The sequence below is a fragment of the Candidatus Eisenbacteria bacterium genome (assembly GCA_016867495.1).
Lineage (GTDB): Bacteria > Eisenbacteria > RBG-16-71-46 > CAIMUX01 > VGJL01 > VGJL01.
The window spans coordinates 1-3,341 of record VGJL01000241.1; the positions used below are offsets into that span (position 1 = coordinate 1).

Genomic DNA, 3,341 nt, shown 5'->3' on the forward strand with positions numbered 1-3,341 from the left:
CATGATCTGCTCAGTGGAATGGCGCTTCTTCTTCATCGATCCCCCTTTCCAATCCAGCCGGAATCCTAACATCCCAACTGGACCGGTTTCAGGGGGTCAGGTCATTGGACGTCTTGCCAGCCATTCTGTTCACTCCAACTTCCAGGGAGTGACCGCGGTCCGAGCCCTCTCACTCCCTGAGGCCTTGCAGACAGAATGGACACAAGCCGAGAGTCTCGGCGGTTCAAGACAGCGCATCGCGCCATCTGAGGTGTAACCGGAGGGGCGATGCGTTGTCTCCTCTGAACCAGGCTTTCCTGCTATAATTCCCCCCGGGTGCTTTGCCTCTTGTGGAGGGAACATGGTGGTCCGCCTCAGACTCGCGATCGTCTCCTGTCTCCTTCTCCTTTCCTGTCTCCTTCTCCTCTTCTATCTTCTCTTCCTTGGATGTCTGACCATCCCGCTCTGGCCACAGCCGGCGTCGGGCTGCGATCTCGGCAGACCGCCGGGATGGGAGCGGGGAACGGGCGGTGGATGCGCTTCTCGAGGAGCATGTTCGGGTGGTGGCTTTGCTGCGCCCTGTACGGGCGCGCCCCTTCTCGGCACGGAGCGGACGGTCTACAGCCACCTGATCAGCACTGAGAACTCGGGCTACAACCCCGACTGCAACCCGTGGCTCACCGCCGGCGAGGATGAGCTCTTCTACATCATCTTCGATTCGATGAACGGGCCGCCAAAGCCCGGCTACGAGGGGCAGTGGGACATCTACGTCTCCCAGTGGGATCCGGTGACCCGCGCGTGGGGACAGGGCACGAACCTGGGGCCCAACATCAACACCGAGGGGCCCGAACGACGTCCCACGACGACGGCCACCGGCGACACGCTCTTTTTCTGCCGGGCGACCTCGATCATGGTCTCGATCCGGACCGCCGGCGAGTTCGGACCCGCCACGATGCTCTTCCAGGGATCGGATCCGGCGATCACGAGCGATGGGATGCATCTCTACTACGTCCGCAACAACGATATCTGGGTCGCGGACCGCGGCCCCTCGATCTACCAGTGGTTGAACCACCGTTCGATCGGCCCTCCCGTCAACACCACCGCGGCCGAGGTCCGTCCGATGGTGTCGTCGGACGGGACCAAGCTCTACTTCAGCGACTTCGGGGGCGCCCGCCCTGGAGGCTACGGCGGGGCGGACCTGTGGGTCTCGACCTGGACCGGCTCCGCCTGGGGCGTGCCCGTTAACGTCGGCCCGCCGGTCAACACGGACCGCATCACATGCACGCCGTTCCTCGTCCGCGACGGAAGCCGCTTGTACACGGCATCGGAATCGTTTGAGGGAAGCAGGGGGGATGAGGACATCTGGGTCGCTTACGCGGACTCGCTCCCCCAAGCAAGGGTCGTGACGGCGGCCCCGGGGACCTGGACCATGACGGGTCAGCTCGCGGGCGCATGGAATGTCTATGACCTGGTCGAAGGGCTGGATGGGACGATCTACGCCGCGACCATGCCACCGGCCGTGGTCTTCCGGTCTACTGACCAGGGCGCGACCTGGACCGCGACCGCGCCGCTTCCGAACGCCATGATCGCATACTCGCTCCTTGCGGCGAGCGATGGCGCGATCTACGTAGGGACATACCCGAACGGCGATGTCTTCCGCTCGCCCGACCGCGGGGATCACTGGGCGCCGACGGCGAACCTGCCGGTGGCGACGGCCGTGCGCGCCCTGTTGCAGACATCGGACGGGCGCATCCTGGCCGGGACATCGCCGCTGTGCCACATCTACGCGACCACCAATGGAGGCTCGAGCTGGAACCTGCTCGGTCCCACTGTCGGACTCTCCGACGGGATCACGGCACTCTTCGAGACATCGGATGGGAATCTGTTCGCGGGCGCGTGGGGGCGCCCCAATCGTTCGACCGACGGGGGAGCGACCTGGATCCGGCAGGAGCTGCCGCCATCCTTCGGAGAGCATGTCGCGAGCATCGAGTCGTTCCTGGAAACTGATGGCGGGACGCTCTGGTGGACCGGTTGGGTCCATGCTCACGGCGGCTATGTCTTCCGAAGCGTCAACAGCGGGGCGGTATGGGACACCACCGGTCGGGTCATGGTGGGACCCGTCCATGCCGTTCGCATCTACGACATCGTGGAGACGGACTCCGGAGATCTCTTGATTGGCTATCAGCCGGGACCATCCCTTGTCGCCTCTCGCTCGACAGATGAAGGCACGACCTGGGTCCAGGAGGGGTCGCTTTCAGAGGCGCACGAGATCCTGCGCTTCCTGAAGCTCCAGGACGGCACGATCCTCGCCACCACCACGCCCAACGGGGATGTATTCCGGTGGACTCCTGGGGTGACCGCGGCGGAGCCTCCCGAGGCCGGTCCGTCCGGGGAAACGCCCGCGGAGGCTGCCATCGATGCAGTTCTGGGCGCCATGCCGAACCCGGTTCTCGGCGCGACGACGGTGCGCTACCAGGTCGCGCAGGGAGGCCGCATCCATCTCTCGATCGTCGATGTGACGGGAAGGGTCGTCTGCGTCTTGCGGAACGCGCGCGTGCCCGCGGGGCGAAACGAGATCGTCTGGAACGGGGCGGACTCGGCGGGCCGGCCTCTCAAGAACGGGGTCTACTTCATCAGGCTGGAGAGCACCGGGCGCGTCACGTTCCAGAAGGTGACCTTGTTGCGGACGTGAGCCGGAGGGAAGGGCGAGGCCTACCGGACTCGCTGCCTTGCCCCCTGGACTTCCTGCGCCGGCTGGCGGCTCTGGTCTCGTTCCCGTATAGCCATCAGGTTCGCTACCATGGAGTGTTCGCGAACCGCAGCCGGATGCGGCGGTGCTTGCCTTCTGCTCCGTCGCGGGAGGTTGCCGGTGTTGAGGCCGAGCCGACTTCCGATCTGGAGCTGCATGCCGCGGGGAGGGTGGGGGGTGAGGGAAGGGGGCAGAGGGCGTCGTTTTCTCGCCGTCCCCGCGTACCGTGGGCGCAGTTGCTGCGCCGGCTGCTGCACGTCGATGCTCTTTCCTGCCCGCGGTGCTCGACGGCGGCGAAGTCGATCCCGATGGTTGTGCTCGCTTTCCTGACCGAGCACAACCATCGGCCCGCCGCAGGCAGCGACCCTACCGAATCACTGCGATCCTGCCCACGCGCGAACGTCCCGCGACTGTGACCCTGAGCGAGTAGATTCCGGAAGGCAGATCCGCGACTTCCAGCCGGATGACATGCTCTCCGGCCGACCGCGATTGACAGATGCGACCGCGGACGGATCGCCCGCGGAGGTCCAAGAGCTCGCACTCGACCTCGGCGTCCCCACGGAGCCGGTAGCGGACGGCGATGTCCCTCCGGGCGGGATTCGGGAAGGCCCTC

Annotated in this window: 2 protein-coding genes; one reads left to right on the top strand and one right to left on the bottom strand. The window is 65.6% G+C overall.

All coding sequences use genetic code 11. The features are described 5' to 3' along the window. Positions 1–340: 340 nt before the first annotated feature. Positions 341–2,671, top strand: a complete 2,331-nt coding sequence (locus tag FJY88_12865) for a T9SS type A sorting domain-containing protein (GenBank protein ID MBM3288220.1) — start codon at positions 341–343, stop codon at positions 2,669–2,671. 423 nt (positions 2,672–3,094) lie between these two features. On the opposite strand, the gene FJY88_12870 is transcribed toward FJY88_12865, so the two are convergent. Further along, a partial coding sequence (locus tag FJY88_12870) for a T9SS type A sorting domain-containing protein (GenBank protein ID MBM3288221.1) occupies positions 3,095–3,341 on the bottom strand: 247 nt, incomplete at its 5' end.

Coding starts and splice junctions, on each gene's coding strand:
- FJY88_12865 (MBM3288220.1), top strand. CDS start 341: ATGGTGGTCCGCCTCAGACTCGCGATCGTCTCCTGTCTCCTTCTCCTT.